Consider the following 21,563-nt stretch of genomic DNA (forward strand, 5'->3'; position numbering starts at 1 on the left):
CGAAACGCGGAGGACCTGTCTGAGCAGCGAGGGTGGGCACCGAAGGCTCTTTGCCTCAAGCCCCCCAGCGAGGGTAGGCACCGAAGGCTCTGCGCCTCAACCTGCGCCTGCTCTTGGCTTGTACCGAAAATCAGGCCGGAAGCAGGTCCAGCACGGCGGTGGCGAGGATGTCCGGCTGGAACTTGGCGATGAACTTGTCGGCGCCGACGCGGGCCACCATCGCCTCGTTGAAGACGCCACTCAGCGAGCTGTGCAGGAGCACCTTCATATGGCGCAGCTGGGCATCCTCACGGATGGCCGTGGTCAGCGCGTAGCCGTCCATCAGGGGCATCTCGATATCGGAAACGACCAGGTCGACCCGCTCATCGACCGGACCCATCGCCATCGTGCGCAGCTTGTCGAGGCCTTCGCGCCCATCCTTGGCGATCACGCATTCCAGGTCCATCTTGCGGAACAGGTCGACCAACTGGGTGCGGGCGACCGCCGAGTCGTCGATCACCAGGATCCGGCGGTTACCCGCCTGCTGCACGTGCGCCGCCTGCTGTACACGATCGGAGAGCTGCACCAGAGGGGGCGAGACCGACGACAGCACCTGCTCGACATCCACGATGGCGAGCAGGTCGCCATCCAGCCGGGTCACCGCGTTGACGCGCGCGCCGTAGCCGAGCGCTGCCGACGGCGCCGTCAGGTTGGCGCCGTCCACGTGGACGATGCGGTCGACGTCCGAGACCAGGAAGCCCTGCACGGAGAGGTTGAACTCGGTGACGATCAGGTGCGCACTGTCGACGCTGGCCAAGGGCGGATAACCCATCGCCGCGGCGAGGTCGATGACGGGGATAGTGCTTCCGCGATAGTCGAAACTGCCCGAGACCAGGGCGTGCATGCTGGGCATCCGCTCCAGGCGCGGCCGGCGCAGCACTTCGCGAACCTTGAAGACGTTGATGCCGAACGCCTGGCGGTCGCCCAGGCGAAACAGCAGCATGGCCACGCGATTGTGGCCCGCCAGGCGGGTAAAGGTGTCCACGGTGTCGAGCAGCGGTCGGGCCATGACGTGCGAGGCATCTACAGAAGGTGTCGCCAACGGTATCGGCGGCGCTGCTGGTTTCTGTAGGCGTGCGCATGGCACGCCGATTGCATGACTCAAGTCCTGACGCTCCCGACCGATTAAGTGGAGCGACCATCCGACGAAAGCGAAATCATGACCCTCCTCTGGAGCCAGCACGTCCGCCTCCTCGCCCACGCCGCCTCCCAGGGCGATGCGGCGCGTGTTCGCGCCCTCTCCGCGCAGTACCCGGCCGCGGCCAGCGCCATGGGCGCCCTGCTCAAGCCGGCGGAACCGCGCACCGCGCCAGCGACGACCATCCAGGCGATCGAGCAGCAAGGCATGGTGCTGACGAACGCACAGGCGCTCGGTGGCACCCTGCTGGAGCTCGGCAAGGTGGTGGAAGGCGCCCGCGACACCGCCGGACGTTTGACGGATGCCAGCGCCAGGATTTCGACGGCGCTCGACCAGGCCTACGCCGGCGCCGCCGGCATGGGCGACTCGGGCAGCCAGGGCCTGGCCACGGCCGGCGACCTCGACGGCCAGCTGCGCCTGCTGCGTAGCGCCCTCTCGGGCATGAGCCGCAACCATGCGCAGTTCTCCGAATACTTCACCGCGATCCGCAAGCTGACCGCGACGGTTCAGGACATCGCCCACCAGACCAACCTCGTCGCGCTGAACGCCGCGATCGAGGCGGCACGTGCGGGTGAGGCCGGCCGCGGCTTCGCCGTGGTTGCCGACGAGGTCAAGCAACTCGCCGAGAAAACCACCCAGGCCACCGCCGAGATCGACCAGACCACCGAGGCCGTCGGCCAGTTCGCCGGCCAGCTCGATGACGCCGTGCAGAACAGCCTGCGTCGCCTGGACCAGACCCAGTCGGGTATCGCCGGCATGCAGACCTCGATGGGTCGCGTGGACGAAGCCGCCCGCGGGGCGCGCGGCAACATCGACGCAGCCCGCGAAGGCATGGGTGCGCTACAGGGCCGCATCGCGGCCATCCAGGCGACCCAGGGAACCCTCGGCCGCGTCACCAACGACGCCCGTCGCCAGGCCGACGCCGCAGCGCGCGCCGCCGTGCTTGCGCACCGCCTGGGCCTGAGCCGCCTCGAAACCGAGGGCGACCTCGACGCCGCCAGCCTCAGCCAGATGATCCGTGAAGCCAGCCAGGGCCTTCGCTTCGCCGTGGAACTCGCCTCGCGCGACCCGGCCAGCCTCGACCGTCGCTGGCTCGATACCACGCCACTCATGCGCTGCATCGACCAGTTCCGCCTGCGTCGACCGGACAGTCCGACTGAGGGCATCCGTGCCGCCGGCGAGCGATTCTCGACCCTCGCGTCGCACTACGCCATCACGCTCGGTGAAGGCCGTCATGCCGATGCCAGCCACATGGTCGCCGAGCTCAACAGGGAACTGGACGCGATCACCCAGGGCCTGTCCGCATCGCTGGCGGAACGCGCCGCGTGAGTTCATCGACCCTCGCCCGCGGCATCACCGCGACCGCCCTGCTCGCCTTGCCGCTCTGCGCGCTGGCCGGGCAGACGGTCGAGGCGGTGCGCGTGGCGGCGGTGACCTGGCTCCAGCAGAACCGCACCCTTCCCGGCGCTCGCATGACCGTCGAAGCCGATCCGCTCGACAGCCGCCTCCGGCTGGCGGATTGCCCAAAGCCGCTCGAATCGTCGCTTCCGGGCAACCGGCCCCTCGGCGCCCGGGTGAGCGTCGCCGTGCACTGCCCGGTGCCGGGCGGCTGGACCGTGCGCGTGCCGGTGCGGGTCAAGATGTTTACCCCTGTGCTGGTCACCACCCGCCCGCTCGCGCGTGGTGACGGCGTCGGGGCCGGGGATGTCCGCGCCGAGGAGCGCGACATCACCAGCCTCGCCTACGGCTATGTCGCGGAGATCGGTCAGATCGACGGTCGCTCGCTTGCCAGGCCGCTGAGCGCCGGCACGGTACTGACGCCCGGCATGCTCGCCGGACGCCAGACCGTCCGCATCGGCGATTCGGTCAGCATGCAGGCCGACGTCGAGGGCGTGGTCATCCGCGTCGCCGGCGTGGCCATGGGTGCCGGTGATACCGGCACCCGCCTGAAGGTACGCAACGCTTCATCCGGGAAGGTGCTCGATGCCGTGGTCACCGGGCCGGGCACCGTCGCGGTACTGCCATGAACAAAATCCAAACCAGGTCACACTTCCCGGCCTAGGGCCAGTTAAAGTTCGCCGACAGGCCGCCGATAAGGGGTTTGAAGGACACAAGCTCCGAGGACACACTATGACGACGACGATCAAACCCGGTATCCAGGCTCCGCAGCCCCAGGTGCAGCTCCGCACCCAGAACCCGGCTGCCGGCTCCGCCGCCTCGACGCAGAGCGCCAGCTCGGTGCGTCCGAGCGACGACAGCGTCAAGATCACCGACTCGGCCAAGGCGCTCGACGCCGCCAGCCGCGGCGATGGCATCGACAGCAAGCGCGTGGACGAAATCCGCAGCAAGCTGGCCGACGGCACCTACAAGCCTGACGCCCAGGCCATCGCGAGCAAGTTTCTTGCGATGGAAGGCCAGATCGGCAGCAAGGCATGACCCACCCGCTCGACTCCGACTTCGACACGGCCGTCCGCGCCGTCATGGGCGACCTCGCCCGTGAGGTCGACGCGCTGCACGCCACCCTGATCGACGAGCGCATGGCGCTCGATCAGGCTGACACGCATGCGCTCGACACAGTCAGCCGGGCGAAGGGCAAACTGCTCGACCGCATCGAGAAGCTGGATGCCGAGCGTCGCCATCTGGGTGACGCCGCCGGTGTCGACACGCTCAACGATGCACGCTGGACGCACACGATCGAACGCCTGGTCGAGTGCCGCAAACTCAACGAAGTAAACGGCCGCATTGTCGGCCAGCGAATCGGTCACGTTCGCCAGGCGCTTGCGCTGCTCGCGGGCGATTCGCCGGGTGGTTCCACCTACGGCCCCAAAGGTGACACTGCGCGGGTGAAACTGCGCTCCGCCACCATCGCGCAGGTTTGACCACCACCGAGACCATTCCCCAGACTCACCCAGACGGCGCACCAACAAAGCAATGGCAGTGACCCCCCAGCCGACAGCGGTGAATGACGACGGCATCCTCCCGATCGTCCGCGTACCCATCCTGGACAGAAAGCAGGCGCTGTTCGCCTATGAACTTCTGTTCCCACGCCCCATCGGCAGCGATATCGACGCCGCGGCGCTTGCACACACGCAGGCCACGCTGAGCGCGATCGCGGACGGCAGCCTCAAGCGACTCGTTCGCGACAATCGTGCCTTCCTGCACATGTCGCCCCAGTTGCTCCTCGAGCATGCGGACATCCTTCGCCATAACGCGCGCCTCGGCGCGAGCATCAGTGCGGATGTCGGTACCGACGACCAGTTGCTCGAGAAGCTCCGCGAGCTGAAGGGTCATGGCTGCCTGTTCATGCTCGAAGACTTCAACCTCCCCGCCGACCCCGAACACAGGGCCGGCGTGGATGCCTTGCTGCGCATCGTGCAGTTCGCCAAGATCGCGGTGGATCATCGTCATCCGGTCGCGGCACGCGCGCACATGGACTACGTCCATGCCTTCGGCGTCAAGGTCATCGTCACTGGCATCGACACACACGAAACCTTCGTCGACTACGCCGACCAGGATGTCGACGGCTTCCAGGGCAAGTACCTGCTGCGTCCCGAGCGTGTGGACATGCCACGTCTGGCGCCGAGCAAGCTTGGCGTGCTGCGCCTCATGGGCGCGCTGCAGGATCCCGAAAACGGTCCTGTCGAGCTGGGCAAGATCATCCGCGACGACGCCGTGCTCAGCTACAAGCTGCTCGGTTGCGTGAATTCCGCCTACTTCGCCCTGCCCCGCCAGCTGAAATCGGTGGAGCAAGCCGCGGTGTTCTTCGGCGTGAATCGCATGCGCAACTGGATCTTCACCATGGCCGTCTCCGGCATGGACGAGCGTCCGCCGGAGCTGCTTCGCCTCGCACTGATCCGCGCACACATGTGCGAGAAGCTCGCCCGCACGATCAAGCCCGAGCTGCAGGAAATGGCCTTCACCGCCGGCCTGTTCTCACTGCTCGATACGTTGATGAATGTGTCGATGGCCTACGTGCTCGAACACCTCCCGCTCGCGATCGAAATCCGCGAAGCGCTGCTCGAGGGTGCCGGCCCGTTCGCACCGCTGCTCGACCAGATCCGTCACTGGGAACAGGGCGAGCTGGAAAGCGATTCGGCGCTGCGCACGCAGCACCTGCAGACGATGGCCGCCATGTACGTCGAGGCCGCCAGCTGGGCCGACCACGTCTACGCCTTCGCCGACGGCACGGCCGTGGTCGAAGCCGAAGCCTGAAAGAAATGTGGGAGCCGATTCATCGGCGAAAAGCCAACGGAGCGGTGACGCCGTAGCGCCAATCGCCGATAAATCGGCTCCCACAAAGACCGGCGATCGGTCAGGTCACGCTCGCCGCAATGACGTGGATCACCACGTACTGCCAAAGCAGCATCAAGGCCATCAAGCCGATGACGACGAGGGTCAGACCCGCCCCGACCGCGCGCCCCGGCGAATTACCCGCCGCGCGCGACAGCCCGATCGCATGAACGACGCGCGCAAGCAACAGGGCGATACCGAACGCGTGGAGCAGCAGCGGCACCGTCTGGTCGAGTTCGAGAACCAGCAACAGCATCAGCGCGAGCGGCACGTACTCCACGGCATTGCCATGGGCACGAATCGCACAGGCCACGCTTCGGTCGCCGCCGTCGCCCAATCCGATACGCGTACGCCGGCGAATGAGCATCACGCGCACGGCCAGGCCAAGGATGAGCAAGGTCAGCAGTGCCGCATAGAGTCCGGTGATGCGCATGGTGTCGCTCCTGTCTGGATCAGTCCGACCGTGATGCCGATCGCTGTTGCACGCGCCAGATGGCAAGACCGGCACCGAGCACGGCAACGAGCAACCATACGCTTGCCGTCATCGCGTCGCCAGCCAGCCATATCACCCCGGCAACAGCGGGTACCACCACGGCGCCGACGCCCACGGCGAAAAGCACATCCCGGCGCAGACGACTGGTGAGAGCCAGCAGGAAAGCACCCAGGGCAGCGAACGCGAAGGCGGCGAGACGAACCAGGAGGACGGCCTGGGGTGGCTCGGGCATGGCCGGCAACACGTCGAGCAGGCTGCGATCGCCGACCTGAACTTCGAAGCCCGGATCCCCGTCTTTCACCTCGCGCGGCGCCAGCGTATCGCCATCGATGCGCGCCAGCACGGTCATTGGCTGCACCGGCACGGCTTCCCAGCTGACCCGAAGATCGCCCAGGCGAGGATTGGACGGCTTGCTGCTCGTGACGAGCTTATCGCCCACCCGCTGGAAGGTCGCGGCGAGATTCGGCGGCAGTTTGTGCTCGTCGGGCGCGATGTCGATACGCCCGGGAAACGCGCGAATGATCGGCGTGGACAGCTTGAAGTTGCCCAGCTTCACTTCACCCGCTTCGAACTGACGACCCTGGATCGGGAAAGCGCCGGGATTGACGTGCCCCGCCGGTTTGGCGAAATTGGTCGCATCGATGGGACGATCGACCCAGTCCAGCTCGTAGTGCGTGCTGCCACCGACCGTTATTTCGCGCCACTGGAACATTTCCACATGGCGGATGAGGATCGGTGAATCCGCGCGGACATCGAATTCCGGATCGCGCGGTGCATCGAGGATCTGCGGCGTGCCGTTTACACGCGTCATCGAACCGTACTGCCCCGCGGAAGGCCGCCCTGCATCGCCCAGATCCAGCACGGGTGACCCATGGCGGGCCATGGCCGCGCCATAGTCCATGACCCGGTGTTCGTTCCAGGCGATCAGGCCCAGTCCCGCGAGTAGCAGCACCGCGCCGGCGACGCGCGCGCCCCAGGCCATCCCGCCGTCATTGGTCTTGTGCTTCGACTTCATCCTGCCCCCGTGCCCATCATCGGCGTCCTTACGCTTCGATGCCGCTTAGTCGTTCATGCGTATCGGCAGCCGTGTAACGGCCTTTACCGTCCTTTTCCACGGAGGCCATGGCGCACCCGTGGTCGTGGGTAAAGAACAGCTTTACGCCACGTGCGATCTTGTCGTCGAGAAACACCCGCTTCTCGTCGATCAGTTTCTCCGGCCAACGGTCGTACCCCATCGTCACCGGCAGATGTACCCAGGGCCGGCCCGGAATGAGGTCAGCGCAGAAGACCACACCGCCCACCTCGGCGAGCATGAGACCCGGCGTGTGGCCCTCGGAAAACTCGAAGCGCACAGCCTCGCCCAGGGACGACGAACGCCCGGCTTCGACCAGTTCGAGCCGGCCGCTCGCTTCGAGCAGGCCGACCAGTTCGGGGATGAACGAGGCGCGGTCGCGCGGATGCGGATCGCGGGCGCGCGCCCAGTGTTCGGCGCCGACCAGGAAACGCGCGTTCGGAAACAGCAGGGTGGGCGCCTGCCCCTCCGCCCACGGGGCGAGAAGGCCGCCCGCGTGATCAAAATGAAGGTGCGACAGCACGACGGCATCGATGTCCTCGTGACGAAGACCGGCTTCGGCAAGCGAATCGAGCAGGACGTGACGGTCCTCGACCACCCCAAACCGTTCGCGCATGGCCGGATCGAAGAAGGCGCCGATACCCGTTTCGAACAGCACGTTCCGGCCGTCCAGCCCGGTGACGAGGAGGCAGCGGCAAGCGAGCGGGATGCGGTTTTCCGCGTCCGGCGCCACCCAGCGCGACCACATGGCGCGCGGCGCGTTGCCGAACATCGCGCCACCGTCGAGCCGCTGCGAATTGCCGATAAGTGACCAGAGCTTCATGCGGGCAACCTTACTGCACCTTGCCCAGGCCTGACGGACGGCGCGGATCGCTGGCCGCATCGAGCGTGTTCGTCCGATGGTCCCAGGTCACCACGTTCATGAAGCCCCACGGCGAGCGATTCCTCAGCACATGGCCCATATCGGTCAGCGCCTTGGTTGTCGCATCGTCGAAGACGCCGGCTTCCACGTCGACACGGTCGGGCAGGTACTGGTGGTGATAGCGCTTCTGCGCGGTGATCTGCGTGGCGCTCTTGCCATCGATAAAGGCAAGGATGCCTTCGAGCACCTGCGTGATGATGGTCGAACCGCCGGGCGAGCCGATCACGGCCGTGCGGTCGGCGCCGAAGACGAAGCTGGGCGACATCGACGACAGCATGCGCTTGCCCGGTTCCGGCGCGTTGGCCAGCGCACCGCGCAGACCGAAGGCGTTCGGCTGGCCGGGGACGAGGGCAAAGTCGTCCATCTCGTCGTTGAGGACGACGCCGGTCCCCTTGGCGACAAACGCGGAACCGAATTCGAGGTTCACCGTGAGCGTCGAAGCGACCATGTTGCCCTCGGCGTCGATCACCGAGAAATGCGTGGTGTGCATACCCGGCTCCGGAGCCATGGCGGCAGGCAGCAGATCCGACGGCGTCGCCTTGTCAGGCGAAATCGTCGCACGCAGGCCATCGGCGTAGTACTTCGACAACAGCATGTCGAGCGGCATCTTCACGAAGTCGGGGTCACCGAGGTATTCGTTGTGATCGCGGAACGCACGCCGCATCGACTCGATGGTCAGGTGGGTGGCATGGGCGACGTCGAGCTTCGCGAGATCGAAGCCGGCAAGGATGTTGAGGATCTCGGCAATGGCGATGCCGCCGGACGACGGCGGTGGCGCCGTGACGATGCGATATCCCTTGTAGTCGACCGAAAGCGGCTCGCGCTCCTTGGCCTGGTACGCCTCGAGATCGGCAGCCGTCCAGTTGCCGCCAGCGCCGCGCGACGCGTCGACCAACAGCCTGGCGGTCTCGCCCTTGTAGAAACCGTCGCGCCCCTTCGCGGCGAGGCGCTGCAGCGTCTTCGCGAGGTCGGGCTGCTTCAGCGTCCAGCCCGCGGAGGGCACCTCGCCACCCGGCAGGTAGATGGCAGCCGAGGCGGGATAGCGCGCGAGGACGTCCTTGCGGTCCTCGATGGTGCCGAGGAAGCGCGCGTCCGGCTGAAATCCTTCGGTGGCGATGCGGATCGCCGGCGCGAGGGAAACCGACAGCGGCAACTTGCCGTAATGAGCCGCCATCCAGACAAGCCCGGCCGGCTCGCCCGGAATACCGGCCGATAACGGACCGTTCGTCGACGTATCGCGATTGGGCTGGCCGTCCTTGCCGACGTAGACCTTCATGTCGACGGCCTTCGGCGCGGTTTCACGCGCATCGATGAAGATGTCACGGTTGTCGGAAGCACGATGCAGCAAGGCCATGAAGCCGCCACCGATACCCGAACTCTGCTGTTCGACGACGGCGAGGGTCGATGACACCGCGACCGCGGCGTCGAAGGCATTGCCGCCCTTGCCAAGGACTTCGAAGCCGGCATTCGTGGCCAGGTAGTTGGCACTGGCGATGGCGGCATGACCGGGGCCCTTGGTTGGAACGGGCGCGCTCTGTGCGGAAGCGCTGCCAGCGCCAACGACAAGAAAAAGACTCGCGGCGAGTACGCGCCACGACGGGGCATGGACCATGGGGTTTCGCTCCGAAAGAGATATCGCTGTCGGCGAGATTAACCGATGACACCGGGCAAGGGCTTACGAGGCGGCTTTTGCCATCAGGTGCTCGTACTTGAGCATCAGTTGCTCACGCGATTCGACGCGATCGGGATCGCCCGGAATGCACTCGACGGGACAGACCTCGACGCATTGGGGTACGTCGAAATGGCCCACGCACTCCGTGCACAGGTCAGGGTTGATCTCGTAATACACCTCGCCGAGCGAGATGGCCTTGTTCGGGCACACGGGTTCGCAGACGTCGCAGTTGACGCAGGTGTCGAGGATGATCAGGGACATAGCCGGCATTTTACCCCGAAGTGGGGGGAGCCGCGGGTTTCTCTTGTGGGAGCCGCTTCAGCGGCGATAGCCAGCTTGCCTCGTCCCCAATCGCCGGCACAGCCGGCTCCCACACAAAAAAAGGGCGCCGCGAGTGCGGCGCCCTTCCTTCGACTCCGTGAACGTCGATCAGTACGCGACGAAACGGAACGTGGCGCCCGAGGGGGCCAGTGCGTCGGCGACGCGCTGCTGGTCGGCCTGGTCGCCGATGAACAGGACGATGACGTTCTTGAACGAACCGGCGTTCGCGCCCTTGAAGGCTTCGATCACGAGGTCGGCGGTCTTGCCCGATTCCGGGCCACCGAAGACGAGCATGTTGCCCGGGGTAACGCCGCGGGCGACCGTGCCCTGGACGTTCTCGAGCTGGCGCGCACGACCGTCCTGACCGGCCTGGTCGTCACCGGCCGGCACGAAGTACGGGAACGGACGATCCGCCGTCATGCCCTGCATGTTCTTGCGCACGATCTGGCCGAAGTACTGGCTCCAGGCCTTGGTATCGGTCGGGTTGGTCGGCTTCGCGACGGCGGCTTCCTGCTGGGTGGCAGCCTGATCGGTGTCTTCCGACTTGTTGCAGGCCGAGAGAGCCAGGGCGGCGGTCAGGGCCACGGACGCGGCGAGGACGAACTTACGCATGATGATCACCTTTGTTTTCAAGAGTTGCGCCAGCGTTGGCGCATGGCCTGCTGCACCGCCGGATGCACGAAGCCGGAAATATCGCCACCCAGGCGACCGATTTCACGCACTAGCGAGGAGGAAATGAAGCTGTACTGCTCAGCCGGGGTCAGGAACAGCGTCTCGGCCTGGGGAATCAGGTGACGGTTCATGCTGGCCAGCTGGAATTCGTACTCGAAGTCCGACACGGCGCGCAGACCGCGAAGGATGACGCCCGCGCCGATCTCGGCGACGAAGTGGGCCAGCAGGCAGTCGAAGCCGCGAACCTCGACGTTGGGCAGGTCGGCCAGGGCCAGGCGCGCCAGCGCGATACGTTCGCCAAGGCTGAAGCCGGGACCCTTGTTCCGGCTCTCCGCCACGGCGACCACGATACGGTCGAACAGGGGCGCGGCACGGGACACCAGATCGGCGTGGCCGTTGGTGATCGGATCGAACGTGCCGGGATAAACGGCAAGTCGCGGATTGGCCGGCAGAGAAGTCATGGAGGCGGGTCGAATGAAAGCGCGGGCTAGCTTAACGGATCGGCCGGGGTGCGGCGATAGAGGGTGTAGGAGACCTCCCCGGCATGACCCTGGCGGTGCATCAGCCAGTTGGCAGGCAGGATGAAGGCCGCGCCGCGCGGGGCTTCCACGTAGATCCAGCCATGGGCTGCGATCCAGCCCCCCTCTTCGAGCAGCCGCGCGGTCTCGGCCCAGGCATCCAGGGCGAACGGCGGATCCAGCAGGACCACGTCGAACGGCCGCGCGGGGCCTCGTAGCCACCGTGAAGCCTCGTCGCCGACGACCTCTCCGCCCGGCGCCTTCAGCCTGGCCAGGTTGGCCTTCAGGGCGGCGGCAAGCCGCGGCTCGCGTTCGACGAAGGTCACCGCCGCGGCGCCACGCGACAGCGCCTCGATCCCAAGCGCGCCGGTCCCCGCGAAGAGGTCGAGGCAACGCGCCCCGCCCACCACGGGCTGCAACCAGTTGAACAGGGTCTCGCGGACGCGATCGGCCGTGGGCCGAAGGCCAGGCAGGTCGGGGACCTCGAGACGGGAGTTGCGCAGGGTTCCGCCGATGATGCGGACGCGGCCTGACGCGCTCATCGCTCAGCGGCCAGTGAGGGCGGGAGTGCTAGCATTCGCCTATTGTCTTTGAATCGCTGGCGCAATGCTCAAGTTCTGGAAGAAGAAGCCCGTCGAACCCACCGCGACGCCCGACGCCGTGACGCCCGAAGAGCGCGTGGAGAAGGTCGCCGATGCAGCCTCGATCGACGCCGGGCCGGTAGTCTCCGAGGCTCTCGCGGAAACCGTGCTGCCCGAGCCCGAGGCCCCCGATGTCGAGCCCGATGCGGAGGAAGCCTCGATTGTCGAAGCGGCGCAGCCGGCCAAGCGGAGCTGGCGCGAGCGGCTCTCCGGCAGTGGCTTCGCCAAGAGCCTCACCACGCTCTTCGTTCGTCATCCCAAGCTCGACGACGATCTCCTCGACGAACTGGAAACCACGCTGATCACGGCCGATGTCGGCGTGGAGGCCAGCAGCAACCTGGTCGAGGATCTGCGCAAGCGCATGCACAAGCGCGAATTCGCCGACGCGGGCGATCTGCTCAAGGCCTTGCGTCGCGAGCTTGTCGCCCTGCTCAAGCCGGTCGAGAAGCCGCTGGACGTATCCACGTTCAGCCCCTTCGTGATCCTGACCGTCGGCATCAACGGTGTCGGCAAGACCACGACCATCGGCAAGCTGGCGCGCCGTTATTCGGACGAAGGACGCAGCGTCATGCTGGCCGCGGGCGACACGTTCCGCGCCGCTGCCGTGGAACAGCTGAAGACCTGGGGCGAGCGCAATAAGGTTCCCGTGGTCTCCCAGGGCCAGGATGCGGATTCGGCCAGCGTCATCTTCGATGCACTCCAGGCCGCCCGCTCCCGCGGCACCCAGGTGTTGATCGCCGACACGGCGGGCCGCCTGCACACCCAGGGTGGCCTGATGGACGAGCTCGGCAAGATCGGGCGCGTCATGAAGAAGCTCGATACCGCCGCGCCTCACGAGGTGCTCATGGTGATCGACGGCACGACCGGCCAGAACGCCATCAGCCAGCTCCGCCAGTTCCGCCAGACCGCAGGCGTCACGGGACTGGTCGTGACCAAGCTCGACGGCACCGCCAAGGGCGGCGTGATGTTCGCCCTCGCCCGCGAATTTGGCCTCCCGATTCGCTACGTAGGCCTCGGCGAGACCGCGACGGACCTGCGCGTCTTCGACGCGGAAGCCTTCGTCGACGGCCTGTTGCCGGCGAGCCTCGGTGGCTGAGTGAGCGTCGTATCGCAAGCGTCGCGGCCATGAACCGTCGGCTGCGTATCGGCCTTCTCGTCGTCGCAGGCCTCATCGCCGCGATTATCGTGGCGGCCCTGGTCGCCATGTATGCCGTGCTCCAGCCCGAGCGCTTCACGGCACTCCTGCAGTCACAGGCGCGCGCCTCCGGCCTCGAACTCTCGCTGGCGAATCCGGCCAGCCCTACGCTTTGGCCGAAGCCTTCCCTGGAACTGGAAGGCATCACGTTGCACGGCAATGGAGGCAATGCACCGTTGATCGTCGCCGCGCGAGGCAAGCTGGTCCTTCCCTGGCGCACCCTCCTGGGTGGCGAGGCCACCATTTCGCGGCTCGAGATCGAAGGTGCACGCATCGATGTAGATGCTGTCTCCGCCTATCTCGACACGCTTCCGCCACGCCCCTCGACGGCCGGCGCGATCCTGCCTGCGATCGATGCCGGCTTCCGTGTGTCGCGCAGCACCCTGTTGCGCGGGAACCGCCTCCTGCTCTCCAACGTCGACATCGATGCGGGCCGCCTGGCCAACCAGCACCGCTTTACCTTGTCGATCGATGCCAGCACGGCGGATGAGGCGCCTTACGCCCTCGATCTCGCCACGACCCCCTCGCTCGCAGACGGGGTGTTGACGCTCGGCGACCTCGACGTCGACGTGGTCGGCAAGGACCGCTTCAGCGCGAAGCTGCACGGCGATGCGACCTGGCGCGGCGGCGCGGACATCGGCGGCTCGATGGCTGGGCGCGTGACGCGTACCGATGCCCCACCTTACGACGTCGTGCTCGGCGTCACGCCAGCCAACCAGCAGGATCCCCTGTCGATAGCGCTGAAGATCGATGGCGAACAGGACCACGCCGACCTGCATCTGCCTCCGCTTGCGCTGTCCGACTGGTGGGCGGGCATGCAGGCAGGAAGGCCGCCCACCCTCCCTCCCGTGCAGGGAACCATCGACGCCACACAGGTCGACGTCGGCAGCGTGCATATCAAGGGCTTGCGCGTCCGTGCCACGCCGGGATCGCCAACACCGGCATCGACCGCTGCCGCGCCCGCGCGCTCACCATGAACACCTTCGCCACCGAACTGCTTCGCTGGTACGACCATCACGGTCGCAAGGACCTGCCATGGCAGCATCCGCGCGATGCCTACCGTGTATGGCTGTCGGAGATCATGCTGCAGCAAACGCAAGTCGTTACGGTGATCGGTTACTTCGAACGCTTCGTGCAGCGGCTGCCAACGCTCGCCTCGCTGGCCGAGGCCGACGAAGACACCGTGCTGGCTTTGTGGTCCGGCCTGGGCTACTACCGGCGCGCGCGCTTCCTGCACCGTGCCGCGCAGCTGTGCGTCGAACATCACGGCGGCGAGCTGCCACGCGACATCGACGCCTTGCTGGCGCTTCCGGGCATCGGCCGTTCGACGGCGGGTGCCATCCTCGCGCAGGCCTATGGGCTACGTTTTCCCATCCTCGACGGCAACGTCAAGCGCGTCCTGACGCGTTATCACGGGGTCGCCGGGCACCCCGGCGAAAGTGCTGTCGAAAAGCGTCTCTGGCTGTTCGCGGACGAACACACGCCGCCCACACGGACAGCCGACTTCACGCAGGCGATCATGGATCTCGGCGCGACGGTCTGCGTGCGCAGCAAGCCGCTGTGCCCCCTGTGCCCGCAGGCCGCCAGCTGCGTCGCCCTGCGCGAAGGCCTGACCGCGACCCTGCCCACCGCCAAGCCCGGAAAGAAGATCCCGACTCGCGCCTTGTCGATGCTGCTGTTACGCGATGCCCGCGGCCGCATCCTGCTTGAAAAGCGTGGCGCGCAAGGTGTCTGGTCGGGCCTGTGGAGCCTGCCGGAAGCAGCCGACCCGACGACGGCCCCCAGTGTCGCAGCGCGTATCGCCCGCGTCGGCGACGCCGATCCCCTACCCGCCTTCACCCACGTCTTCAGCCACTATCGACTGGACGTTTCACCCATCCTGTTCGACCATGCGGCCCCCCTTGCCGCCGTAGCCGACCGTCCCGACCGGCGCTGGTGCGATCGCGACGACATCGCCTCGCTCGGCCTGCCTGCCCCGGTACGCACGCTGCTGGACAACCTTCCGGAGATATCCCCATGACGCGCATGGTTCACTGCGTGAAACTCGGCCACGACGCCGAAGGCCTCGACTTCGCCCCCTGGCCGAGCGACCTCGGCAAGCGTATCTACGAGCATGTGTCCAAAGAAGCATGGGCGCAGTGGCTGGCCCACCAGACCATGCTGATCAACGAGATGCGCCTGTCCCCGCTCGACCCGAAGACCCGCGGCTTCCTCAGCGGCGAAATGGAGAAGTACTTCTTCGGCGGCGACGTGGTCCAGCCCGCCGGCTACGTTCCGCCCGAACGAGAGGCTTGACGCCGACGCCCGCAACGGATTTAATACGCGGCTCCACTCGCCGCAACATTCGTTGCAGGCATCTGTGGCTCGGTAGCTCAGTTGGTAGAGCAGGGGATTGAAAATCCCCGTGTCGGCGGTTCGATTCCGTCCCGAGCCACCATTTCAGCGCTCCGCGTCCTCGCGAACACAGCGTTGCATATGGACTCTCCCCTTGCTACAAACGCTGCGTGTCTCGTCGCGCCCGTTCTCGCTGGCGCATGCTCAACCGCACGGATTCGGGGAAGCGTCACATGGCAGCAGTGCGGATCGCTCTATCGGTTTTCGTCGTCGGCCTCCTGGCCGGATGCGCCGGCTCCAGGCAGGTAACGCCTCCCGACGGCGACCAGGCTCTTCTCGTTTCCTGCGATTCGGGATCTCAAACCATCGGCGACTGCTACAACAAAGCAACGGGCCTCTGCCATGGACCCTACGAAGTGGTCGATCGTTCCGAGGGAGCCCAGGTCAACTACAGCTCCACACCGTACAAGTCAGCGGGCGGCGCCATGCCGAAGCGAGACATCATGATTCAATGCAGTACCTGAGTCGCAAAGACCAGATACCGTTCCGACCCTATATGCGAAGGCCCGCTGACATGCGGGCCTTCTTGCATGACGGCGCTCCGCACTGACGACCGACCTCATGACGTGGGCGCGCGCTACAGACGGACTTGCCCTCCACGGCCAGTCTTGTTCGGACGCTGCGGAGATCCCCCATGACAATCCTGAGCCCGACACCCGGCATGCTGAAATCGGTCGCGATTCTCAATTCAGACGACTATCCACCCCGTTACGCTGACACTCCCAATGCACAGCGTGCGGAGAACGTTCCAGTGACCATCGAAACCCTGCTCAGGAGCATCGACGGAAGACTCCAGACCATGGACGGGCGTCTGGCCAACATGGACAGACGCCTGGACAAGGTCGAACAGCGTCTCGACAAAGTCGGCGATGACATCATCGAACTGAAGGTTCAGACGGCAGCCATCGGAACGAGGCTCGTCGGCGTTGAAGAACGCCTCGATCGCGCCGACGAAAGGTTCGATCGGCAGGAAGAACGACAACGCGAAGCCGACAGGCAGCTCATTCGATTCGAAGGACACCTCGCACGCCTTCCTTCCTGGAAGAGCGTGGGCACGATCAGCACCACGGTCACGGTCGGTTGCGGCGGACTCTTTGTCTGGCTCGCGGACGGCGGCGCGAAGACGCTCGCCAGATGGTTCGAGTAGCGGATCGCCCTTCAGATATTCACATCACGACCTGGCTCGACCTCACACTGGTGAAGCGCGCCTTCGAGACTGGCTTGCTCGTCGACGCGATCCAGGCCCGCAGTCTTTCCGGCAAGCGCCTCATCGATACGTCGAACCCGTGCATCCATCGCTACCCGAAGCTGCGCCCGGGCTTGCTGGCCGCAAGGCGTACGGGGTTTCCACGCGGATAGCGCCGCGGCACGCGACGCCAGTACGCTCAGCCGCTGCGGCGCCTGTTCATGTCCGGCACGCTGTGCTTCGGTGACTTGTGCCTGCCATTCGGCGAGCGCGGCCCGCAGGTCCGCCATGTCTGCTGTCTGTGCCGTGGCATCCGCGGTACGTGCCCGGTGCGAGGCCGTAAACGCCAGCATGGCCGTCGTCGCCGAGGCGACGAACGCGATCAGGATGATGACGAGCGCTACGCGACGACCGTTGGCGGCGGACCGCGGCACATCGGGCTCTGGATGATTCATGGCGGTTCCGCTGCTGCGTAAGTTCGCCCCATTCTGACCGATCGGCAGGGCCGGCGGCCGCTATCGCCGGGCATCCGGGGCGCGGCATGGTGTCGCTCGCAGGCGGGACCCAAGTAACGGTAATCACCTCGTTACGTCGATATATTCGGAAGACTCCCCGTCAACAGGAATCCTCCAGGCATGATTCGGATGTCCCGACTAGCACTATTCGCCGCGCTCACCGCAACCATCGCGCAGCCGGCCATCGCCGACGAACTGCGGGTGCTGTCGTTCAACGTCCGCACCGTCACGGGCAAGGATGGCCCGGACCGCTGGGAGGCCCGAAGGGAGCTCTTCGCCGACACGATCCGCCAACTCCATCCGGATGTCATCGGCACACAGGAACTGGCGAAGGAACAGGGCGACGACACGGTGGCGCGCCTGCCGGAATACACGTGGTTCGGTCGCGACCGCTTCGGCGGTCACGCCGACGAGCACATGGGCATCTTTTACCGGAAGGACCGCTTGAAGCTCGTCGACAGCGGGGATTACTGGCTCTCCGATACCCCGGACAAGGTCGCCAGCATCACCTGGGGCAACATCTTTCCGCGCATGGTGAACTGGGCGTTGTTCGAGCGCCTGTCCGACCACAAGCGTTTCTATCTGCTCGACACGCACTTTCCGTATCGCGACCAGGATGAAGACGCGCGCTCGCGCAGCGCCCGTGAAATGGCAGCGTGGATCGGCAGGTTGCCTGCCGGTGTCCCCGTCATCCTTACCGGGGACTTCAACACCGGCCCCGAGAGCGACGCGCATGCCACGCTCACAGCGGCGTTGAAGGATGCGTGGTCCGCCGCGCCGAAACGAGAAGGCCCGGAGAACACCTTCCACGGATTTACCGGCAATCCCACGAAACGAATCGACTGGATCCTCTTTCGCGGCGTGGAGGCCACGTCGGTCCACACCGTAACCACCTCGAAGGACGGCCATTATCCATCCGACCACTTCCCGGTCGAGGCGAACTTCACCCTCTAGGCGACTTGTCAGCGAGGGGTGCTGTCGGCAATAGTCGGCGGCACACCTTGGGGGACAACGACATGCGTCATCTTCTTGCAAGCTTCCTGCTGGCGCTTGGCGCCACCGGCGCCGTCGCGGCGCCTGCCGCGCCTGCCGCGCCTGCCGCATCGACCGGGACCTCGCCGAGCTCGTACTTCGATCACGCAGGGCATGACGACGTCCTGTCGGGTGGCGTCAAGATGATCACGATCGATACGCCCAAGGGAAAATTCCGGGTCTGGACCAAGCGCGTCGGCAACAATCCGACCATCAAGGTGCTCCTGCTGCACGGCGGCCCTGGCGCCACGCATGAATACTTCGAGGCCTTCGACAGCTATTTTCCCGGCGCCAGCATCGAGTATTACTACTACGACCAGCTGGGCTCCGCCTTCAGCGACAAGCCCACGGACGAATCGTTGTGGGAAATCCCGCGTTTCGTCGATGAGGTGGAGCAGGTGCGTCAGGCCCTGCACCTGGACAAGGACAATTTCTACCTGCTCGGCCAATCGTGGGGCGGCGTGCTCGCGATCGAGTACGCCCTGAAGTATCCGCAGCATCTCAAGGGACTGATCATCTCGAACATGGTCGACAGCATTCCCGCCTACAACCAGTACGCGACGAAGGTGCTGATGCCGGCCATGGACCAGAAGAAGCTCGCCGAGGTCAAGCGCATGGAAGCGGAGAAGAAAACCGCGGACCCGGCGTATATGGCGATCCTCATGCCCATGCACTACGAGCAGCACATCCTGCGCATGCCTGCCGACCAGTGGCCGGAGCCGGTGCAGCGCTCGTTCGGCCATCTCAACGAGCAGATCTACGTGTCGATGCAGGGGCCGAGCGAACTCGGCGCCAGCGGCAAGCTGCTGCACTGGGACCGCAGCAAGGACCTGAAGACGATCAAGGTGCCTACCCTGGTCATTGGCGCGCAGTACGACACGATGGATCCGAAGTACATGGAGGCCATGGCGAAGAAAATGCCCAACGCCCGGTTCCTGCTGTGCCCGAAGGGTGGGCACCTGGCGATGTATGACGATCAGGAGACGTATTTCACCGGGTTGATCGGGTTCTTGAAGGATGTTGACGCGGGGAAGGCTTTGCGCTGAGGGGTGGGGGCGCCGCTTCTTCGCTTCGTTGGCTTTTCGCCGATGAATCGGCTCCTACATTTATCTATGGTCTACACCTGTGAGACGGCTTTCTGGCAACATCACCCGGTTAACGACGCGCCTTAGCGCGCCAGCCGGACAGCCAAGCCCATGAATCTGCAAGCCAATTACGAACAGATCCCGCTCAAGGACTACGCTGAGCGGGCGTACCTCGACTATTCCATGTATGTGGTGCTGGACCGCGCCCTGCCCTTCGTGGGCGACGGCCTCAAGCCGGTCCAGCGCCGCATCATCTACGCCATGAGCGAACTGGCCTTGTCGGCCACCGCCAAACCGAAGAAGTCCGCGCGCACCATCGGCGACGTGATCGGCAAGTTCCATCCGCACGGCGACTCGGCCTGCTACGAGGCCATGGTGCTGATGGCCCAGCCGTTCTCGTACCGCTATCCGCTGGTCGACGGCCACGGCAACTTCGGCTCGCCGGACGACCCGAAGAGCTTCGCCGCGATGCGTTACACCGAATCGCGCCTGACCCCGATCGCCGAGGTGCTGCTCTCCGAGCTGCAGCACGGCACCGTGGACTGGGTACCGAACTTCGATGGCACCATGGAGGAACCCTCCTGGCTGCCGGCGCGCGTACCGCATGTGCTGCTGAACGGCTCGATGGGCATCGCCGTAGGCATGGCCACCGATATCCCGCCCCACAACCTGCGCGAGATCGCGAGCGCCTGCATCCGACTGCTCGACGACCCGGATGCGACGATTGCCGATCTTTGCGAACACGTGCATGGGCCGGACTACCCCACGCTGGCCGAGATCATCACACCGCGCCGCGAGATCATGGCGATGTACCAGACCGGTGGTGGTTCCGTCCGCGCCCGTGCCGTGTACGAGCGCGACGAGGGCAACATCATCATCACCGCGCTGCCGCACCAGGTATCGCCGTCGAAGATCCTCGAGCAGATCGCTGCGCAGATGCGTGCGAAGAAGCTGCCGATGATCGAGGACCTGCGCGACGAGTCGGACCACGAAAACCCGATCCGCCTCGTGCTGGTGCCGCGTTCCAACCGCGTCGATGCCGACGAGATGATGCAGCATCTCTTCGCCACCACGGATCTGGAAAAGAGCTTCCGCGTCAACATGAACATGATCGGCCTGGACGGCCGGCCGCAGGTGAAGGACCTCAAGATGGTCCTGACCGAGTGGCTGCGCTTCCGCACCGATACGGTCACGCGCCGACTCAACCACCGTCTGGGCCGGGTGGAGCGCCGCCTGCACCTGCTCGACGCCCTGCGCATCGCCTACCTCAACCTGGACGAGGTCATTCGCATCGTCCGCACCGAGGAAGAGCCCAAGCCGGTGCTCATCGCCCGCTTCCGTCTCGACGACGAGCAGGCCGATTACATCCTCGAGACCAAGCTGCGCCAGTTGGCCCGCCTCGAGGAAATGAAGATCAATGAGGAAAGCAGCAAGCTCGAGGAAGAGCGCGCACGCCTCAACGTGCTGCTGAAGTCACCGGCCAAGCTGAAGAGCCTTATCAAGGAAGAACTGCGCAGCGACGCCGAGAAATACGGCGACGAGCGCCGCTCCCCGCTGATCGAGCGTAGCGTCGCCCAGGCTTTGGACGAGAGCGCCCTGGTCGCCTCCGAACCGGTCACCGTGGTGCTTTCGCAGAAGGGCTGGGTGCGCGCCGGCAAGGGCCACGACATCGACGGCGAGGCGCTCTCCTACCGCGACGGCGACAGCCTGCTGGCGATCTCCCGCGCGCGTACGACGCAACAGGTCGCTTTCATCGATTCCACCGGTCGCGCGTACGCGACGCCGGCGCACACGCTTCCCTCCGCACGCGGCAACGGCGAGCCGCTGACGGGCCGTTTCAGCCCACCGGCCGGCGCGCGGTTCGATGCCGTCGTCACCGCGGATAACGACACCCGCATCGTGCTGGCCACCGACTTCGGCTACGGCTTCGTCACTCGCTTCGAAGCGCTGACGGGCCGGCAGAAGGCCGGCAAGCAGATCATCTCGCTGAGCGACGGTGCCCGCGTCCTGGCGCCCACGATCTCGGCCGATCCCTCGCGCGACCGCATCGTCGTGGTCACCGGCGAAGGCCATCTGCTGATGTTCTCGGTGGCCGAACTGCCGGAACTCGACAAGGGCAAGGGGAACAAGCTCATCGAGATTCCCAAGGCCAAGCTGGTCTCGGGCGAAGAACGCGTCATCGGCGTCGCCGTGGTCACCGAAGGCAAGGGCGAGATCACGCTTTATGCAGGCCAGCGCAAGCTGACACTGAAGTGGGCCGACCTCGTCGAGTACGGCGGCAGCCGGGCCACGCGTGGCGGCGTGCTGCCGCGGGGTCTGCGTCGCGTGGAGCGGATCGAAACGACGGGTTGATGCCTGGCCGATGGCCCCCATGGGGG

The 21,563-nt window shown here is 65.7% G+C and carries 24 protein-coding genes and 1 tRNA gene; 15 read left to right on the forward strand and 10 right to left on the reverse strand.

From position 1 onward, the window contains the following. Window positions 1-130: 130 nt before the first annotated feature. Window positions 131-1,048 carry a chemotaxis protein gene (locus BJI69_RS02095; RefSeq protein WP_046968701.1) on the reverse strand — a complete coding sequence of 306 codons (918 nt, stop codon included), beginning with the start codon at window positions 1,046-1,048 and terminating at the stop codon, window positions 131-133. A gap of 150 nt (window positions 1,049-1,198) precedes the next feature. Between BJI69_RS02095 and BJI69_RS22710 the strand changes: the two genes are divergently transcribed. The 5 genes from BJI69_RS22710 (at window position 1,199) to BJI69_RS02120 (ending at window position 5,389) form a co-directional block, all read left to right on the forward strand. After that, window positions 1,199-2,506 (forward strand): methyl-accepting chemotaxis protein, encoded by a 1,308-nt coding sequence (locus BJI69_RS22710; RefSeq protein ID WP_046968700.1) that lies wholly within the window; start codon window positions 1,199-1,201, stop codon window positions 2,504-2,506. Further along, the gene (gene flgA, locus BJI69_RS02105) at window positions 2,503-3,204 is read left to right on the forward strand and encodes a flagellar basal body P-ring formation chaperone FlgA (protein WP_052767291.1); all 702 of its coding nucleotides are present in this window, start codon (window positions 2,503-2,505) and stop codon (window positions 3,202-3,204) included. The genes BJI69_RS22710 and flgA overlap by 4 nt, the downstream gene beginning before the upstream one ends. Before the next feature lie 103 nt (window positions 3,205-3,307). Continuing rightward, on the forward strand, window positions 3,308-3,613 hold the full coding sequence (gene flgM, locus BJI69_RS02110) for a flagellar biosynthesis anti-sigma factor FlgM (RefSeq protein ID WP_046968699.1): 306 nt from the start codon (window positions 3,308-3,310) through the stop codon (window positions 3,611-3,613). Continuing rightward, window positions 3,610-4,056, forward strand: a complete 447-nt coding sequence (locus BJI69_RS02115; RefSeq protein WP_046968698.1) for a flagella synthesis protein FlgN — start codon at window positions 3,610-3,612, stop codon at window positions 4,054-4,056. The genes flgM and BJI69_RS02115 overlap by 4 nt, the downstream gene beginning before the upstream one ends. A gap of 52 nt (window positions 4,057-4,108) precedes the next feature. Beyond that, window positions 4,109-5,389, forward strand: coding sequence for an EAL and HDOD domain-containing protein (locus tag BJI69_RS02120; protein WP_046968697.1), 1,281 nt, complete (start codon window positions 4,109-4,111; stop codon window positions 5,387-5,389). Between the two features lie 100 nt (window positions 5,390-5,489). Here BJI69_RS02120 and BJI69_RS02125 read toward each other — a convergent pair whose 3' ends face one another. The 8 genes from BJI69_RS02125 to rsmD all read right to left on the reverse strand — a co-directional run bounded on the left by BJI69_RS02125 (window position 5,490) and on the right by rsmD (window position 11,679). Continuing rightward, entirely contained in the window at window positions 5,490-5,900 is a 411-nt protein-coding gene (locus BJI69_RS02125; protein ID WP_046968696.1) for an MAPEG family protein, read from the reverse strand. Window positions 5,901-5,919: 19 nt separating this feature from the next. After that, a complete protein-coding gene (locus BJI69_RS02130; protein ID WP_244465312.1) occupies window positions 5,920-6,975 on the reverse strand; it encodes a TMEM43 family protein in 1,056 nt (351 codons plus the stop codon). 28 nt (window positions 6,976-7,003) lie between these two features. Further along, on the reverse strand, window positions 7,004-7,855 hold the full coding sequence (locus tag BJI69_RS02135; RefSeq protein ID WP_046968695.1) for an MBL fold metallo-hydrolase: 852 nt from the start codon (window positions 7,853-7,855) through the stop codon (window positions 7,004-7,006). A 10-nt stretch (window positions 7,856-7,865) separates the two neighbouring features. Further along, a complete protein-coding gene (gene ggt / locus BJI69_RS02140) occupies window positions 7,866-9,566 on the reverse strand; it encodes a gamma-glutamyltransferase (RefSeq protein WP_046968694.1) in 1,701 nt (566 codons plus the stop codon). A 63-nt stretch (window positions 9,567-9,629) separates the two neighbouring features. Next, window positions 9,630-9,887: a YfhL family 4Fe-4S dicluster ferredoxin gene (locus BJI69_RS02145; protein WP_046968693.1), complete on the reverse strand. Its 258-nt coding sequence runs from the start codon at window positions 9,885-9,887 to the stop codon at window positions 9,630-9,632. 168 nt (window positions 9,888-10,055) lie between these two features. Further along, complete coding sequence (locus BJI69_RS02150; RefSeq protein ID WP_046968710.1) at window positions 10,056-10,559, reverse strand: hypothetical protein; 504 nt, start codon at window positions 10,557-10,559, stop codon at window positions 10,056-10,058. Window positions 10,560-10,576: 17 nt separating this feature from the next. Continuing rightward, window positions 10,577-11,080, reverse strand: coding sequence for a pantetheine-phosphate adenylyltransferase (coaD, locus tag BJI69_RS02155; protein ID WP_046968692.1), 504 nt, complete (start codon window positions 11,078-11,080; stop codon window positions 10,577-10,579). 26 nt (window positions 11,081-11,106) lie between these two features. After that, a complete protein-coding gene (gene rsmD / locus BJI69_RS02160; protein ID WP_046968691.1) occupies window positions 11,107-11,679 on the reverse strand; it encodes a 16S rRNA (guanine(966)-N(2))-methyltransferase RsmD in 573 nt (190 codons plus the stop codon). A 64-nt stretch (window positions 11,680-11,743) separates the two neighbouring features. On the opposite strand from rsmD, the gene ftsY reads away from it, so the two are divergent. From ftsY to BJI69_RS02195, 7 genes are all read left to right on the forward strand, one after another. Then, the gene (gene ftsY / locus BJI69_RS02165; protein WP_075019285.1) at window positions 11,744-12,874 is read left to right on the forward strand and encodes a signal recognition particle-docking protein FtsY; all 1,131 of its coding nucleotides are present in this window, start codon (window positions 11,744-11,746) and stop codon (window positions 12,872-12,874) included. A 29-nt stretch (window positions 12,875-12,903) separates the two neighbouring features. Beyond that, entirely contained in the window at window positions 12,904-13,950 is a 1,047-nt protein-coding gene (locus BJI69_RS02170; protein WP_046968690.1) for an AsmA family protein, read from the forward strand. Continuing rightward, window positions 13,947-14,993 carry an A/G-specific adenine glycosylase gene (mutY, locus tag BJI69_RS02175; RefSeq protein WP_046968689.1) on the forward strand — a complete coding sequence of 349 codons (1,047 nt, stop codon included), beginning with the start codon at window positions 13,947-13,949 and terminating at the stop codon, window positions 14,991-14,993. The genes BJI69_RS02170 and mutY overlap by 4 nt, the downstream gene beginning before the upstream one ends. Further along, the gene (locus BJI69_RS02180; protein WP_046968688.1) at window positions 14,990-15,268 is read left to right on the forward strand and encodes an oxidative damage protection protein; all 279 of its coding nucleotides are present in this window, start codon (window positions 14,990-14,992) and stop codon (window positions 15,266-15,268) included. Before mutY ends, BJI69_RS02180 begins: the two co-directional genes overlap by 4 nt. Before the next feature lie 66 nt (window positions 15,269-15,334). Continuing rightward, window positions 15,335-15,410: transfer RNA gene (locus tag BJI69_RS02185), tRNA-Phe, on the forward strand. 130 nt (window positions 15,411-15,540) lie between these two features. Next, window positions 15,541-15,831, forward strand: coding sequence for a hypothetical protein (locus BJI69_RS02190; protein WP_052767290.1), 291 nt, complete (start codon window positions 15,541-15,543; stop codon window positions 15,829-15,831). Window positions 15,832-16,001: 170 nt separating this feature from the next. Continuing rightward, complete coding sequence (locus BJI69_RS02195) at window positions 16,002-16,514, forward strand: hypothetical protein (RefSeq protein WP_052767289.1); 513 nt, start codon at window positions 16,002-16,004, stop codon at window positions 16,512-16,514. A gap of 11 nt (window positions 16,515-16,525) precedes the next feature. On the opposite strand, the gene BJI69_RS02200 is transcribed toward BJI69_RS02195, so the two are convergent. Continuing rightward, window positions 16,526-17,008 (reverse strand): hypothetical protein, encoded by a 483-nt coding sequence (locus BJI69_RS02200; protein ID WP_046968687.1) that lies wholly within the window; start codon window positions 17,006-17,008, stop codon window positions 16,526-16,528. 180 nt (window positions 17,009-17,188) lie between these two features. Between BJI69_RS02200 and BJI69_RS02205 the strand changes: the two genes are divergently transcribed. The 3 genes from BJI69_RS02205 to parC all read left to right on the forward strand — a co-directional run bounded on the left by BJI69_RS02205 (window position 17,189) and on the right by parC (window position 21,537). Continuing rightward, window positions 17,189-18,022, forward strand: coding sequence for an endonuclease/exonuclease/phosphatase family protein (locus BJI69_RS02205; protein WP_046968686.1), 834 nt, complete (start codon window positions 17,189-17,191; stop codon window positions 18,020-18,022). A 62-nt stretch (window positions 18,023-18,084) separates the two neighbouring features. Beyond that, window positions 18,085-19,146, forward strand: a complete 1,062-nt coding sequence (locus BJI69_RS02210; RefSeq protein WP_046968685.1) for a proline iminopeptidase-family hydrolase — start codon at window positions 18,085-18,087, stop codon at window positions 19,144-19,146. 150 nt (window positions 19,147-19,296) lie between these two features. Further along, window positions 19,297-21,537: a DNA topoisomerase IV subunit A gene (gene parC, locus BJI69_RS02215; protein WP_046968684.1), complete on the forward strand. Its 2,241-nt coding sequence runs from the start codon at window positions 19,297-19,299 to the stop codon at window positions 21,535-21,537. Window positions 21,538-21,563: the final 26 nt, after the last annotated feature.

It is taken from the genome of Luteibacter rhizovicinus DSM 16549, assembly GCF_001887595.1.
GTDB lineage: Bacteria > Pseudomonadota > Gammaproteobacteria > Xanthomonadales > Rhodanobacteraceae > Luteibacter > Luteibacter rhizovicinus.